Genomic DNA, 2,544 nt, shown 5'->3' with positions numbered 1-2,544 from the left:
GTCGAGCGCGCCGTCGAGCTCCGGGAACCCGTCGGTGGTGATCGTCCTGGCTGCGGGCGGCAGCAGGCGCCTGAGTTCGGCCACGGTGGTGCCGTTGCCCGTGGCCTGGGTGTAGAGGGTGGTACCGGGGAAGACAACACCGTTGATCTTCAAGGCGATCTCGCCGGGCGGGAGGCTGATACCCCTACCGTCACCGGCGCCGTTGGCGACACCGATCCCGCGGGGCCGCCGAGGCCATCTGCCGACTCTGTCCAGCGCCTGTAGGAACTTGCCGCGCTCGGGGTCCTGCCTGATCTCACCGTTCTCGCTGTTGTAGTGCCGCCAGAGCATCTGACGTGCGGCCACGCTGTTCAACTGCCTGGCGAAGTCGTTCTCCTGCCCCGGGACGAGGCTTGGGATGAAGTGGGCGAACGCCTGGAGCGCGATGGGGATGACAGCGCCGCGGTGCGGGCTGTCGTAGGAGAAGTACAGCTCCGTTTGATGATCGATGCTCTCGTACTCCATCCTGGCCAGCGCGTAGCGGGTGATGAGGCCGCCCATGCTGAAGCCGCCGACGATCAGCGGCTTGTAGTCCCGGCGCTCCGCGATGGTGCGGAGGACGGCCTCGGTCGCGGCCTGAGCATTGTCCAGGATGGAGGCGGTGCGCTCCTCGAAGCCGAGCAGGATGACGGTCCTGCCCTGGCTGCGCAGGGTGCTGATGAGCGGGAAGTCCGCCTCGAGGCCCTGGTAGAGCCACTCCAGGTTGCTCCTGCCCAGGTTGAAGCCATCGGCCATGATCACCGGCCGTTCGATGCCGGAGCTGCCCTCGCCGTAGTAGACCCAGGCGAAGCCGTTACGCAGTTGCCATTCCTGGTCCGGCCTTGGCAGCGGGCCGGGAGCACCCGGCTCGGTGGTCAGCGGATCGGCGATGGTCAGCCTGCCGAGGGCCTGCTCCGCCTGATCGCTCTGCTGTTCGGACAACACTCCTCCTCTGGCTCGCACGCGGTACAGCGGTCCTACCGGCCCGCGCTCCGTGGGGGGATGTATGAGATGACGGGCGGCATCGTAGCCGAGTCGATCAATCTGATGCACGGATGGCAATCGTATGATTACTAATAGTATGAAAAAATGGTCGGACCGGGCGTCGCCACAACCGGGCCCGCCGACCGGAATCAGCCCACCTTGATGCCGTTTTCCGTTCTGATGCCCTTCAGGAGCTGATTCGCTGGCGAGCGTGAATCCAGTGTAGTACGGTCCGTCACGTCAGCCCTTCAGGGCGGTCGGAACATTTGCTTCGCAGCAGTAAAGGAGGGGATGCGAAGCTTTGGCCGCTCGGGACCGGATATCGACGGAGTGACCGGCGTATGGTCCTCGTCGAAATAAATCCGAGCACGTTGACGAAACCGGTCACACCGGTCACAGTAATGACCACGACGACCGGGCTGACGCATGTCGGTCGTCACCTGCCGGCCACACCGGTGCCGCGGCAGATCATTCATTTTTCTCAGTCAGGACAGCCAGGAGTCTTCCATGGCCTACTTCGCGTTCACGGAACAACCAGGACAGGAGTTCATCTTCGAGCTCACGGACCCCGATAAAATCACCCACGCCCGCAACATCATCGCCGGAGTGGAGAAGGAAGAGGTGCACGTCACCGGAAAGATCCGGAAAGTACAGAAGCCCTACAACCCGAAGTACAGCTTCCATCTCGAGCCGGCGAGCATCTCGTTCTTCTCGATGGCGATCGAGGTGTGTGACGCCAACATGGACTATGTCGAGGAGCACCTGGATGAGGCCGGTGGGGCGTTCCTCCCCGGGGCCCACTGGTGTCCGTGGGACTCGCGGGTGACCCGTGAGGTCACGATGCCCTGAACGCGTCCTGTACGCCTGCCAGCCCCGGGAGCGTCGCCGTTGCGCGGCGCCCCGGGGCGGTATGGCGCCGCCATGATCGGTGAACGCCGCGGATGCACTCGTCCCGCTCGGCGAGGCGGGTGCGTTCCCTCCTCGTTTCGTGACTGGTTTCATGACTGACAGTAGGGGCCACCTGTGGACAACGCAGGTTATCCACAGATCGTTGTACGGTCTGGTGCGGAGGGTGTGTGGTGATCAGTCTGGCGTTGTGACTGAGAGGAGCTCATCATGGTGGTCATGGCGGTCGCCTACGAGGATCTTCCGATTCGGGACGACGGGTTCACCGTCGACGATCTGGAGGAAATGCCCGACGACGGTCGGCGCTACGAGCTGGTGGACGGGGTGCTCCTGGTGAGCCCGGCGCCCCGCTGGGAGCATCAGCGCGCCTGCCTGAACCTCGCGATCATCCTTGAGGCGGCCAACCGCGAAGGCTCGGATGATCTGGTCGTCTTCGGACCGACGCCGGATGTGCGCAAGGGGCGGCACACCAGCGTCCAGCCGGACGTGTGCGTGGTCCGCCGCGACGACCTCGTGCGTGGCGAACGCTACCTGGCTGTTCCGGTGCTGGTCGTCGAGGTTCTCTCCCCCAGCAGTCTGGGCATCGACCGGCTGCTCAAACGCGACGTCTACGCCCGTCTCGGCGTCCCCCACTAC

3 protein-coding genes are annotated in these 2,544 nt (G+C 64.5%); 2 read left to right on the top strand and 1 reads right to left on the bottom strand.

The genetic code is table 11. From position 1 onward, the window contains the following. Positions 1-960: esterase/lipase family protein (locus CM1CMNOD_RS10765; RefSeq protein ID WP_131773971.1), on the bottom strand; the 960-nt coding region annotated here is incomplete at its 3' end. Between the two features lie 549 nt (positions 961-1,509). On the opposite strand from CM1CMNOD_RS10765, the gene CM1CMNOD_RS10760 reads away from it, so the two are divergent. Further along, positions 1,510-1,851, top strand: a complete 342-nt coding sequence (locus CM1CMNOD_RS10760; RefSeq protein ID WP_013873676.1) for a hypothetical protein — start codon at positions 1,510-1,512, stop codon at positions 1,849-1,851. A 267-nt stretch (positions 1,852-2,118) separates the two neighbouring features. Beyond that, positions 2,119-2,544, top strand: a 426-nt coding sequence (locus CM1CMNOD_RS10755; protein WP_043606135.1) for a Uma2 family endonuclease, incomplete at its 3' end; no start/stop codon positions are given.

The organism is Protofrankia symbiont of Coriaria myrtifolia (assembly GCF_900634755.1).
GTDB classification, from domain to species: domain Bacteria; phylum Actinomycetota; class Actinomycetes; order Frankiales; family Frankiaceae; genus Protofrankia; species Protofrankia coriariae.
This window is presented reverse-complemented; position numbering and strand designations above follow the sequence as displayed.

Excerpts from the sequence above, each read along its gene's own strand:
- CM1CMNOD_RS10760 (WP_013873676.1), top strand. The coding sequence starts at position 1,510 with ATGGCCTACTTCGCGTTCACGGAACAACCAGGACAGGAGTTCATCTTC.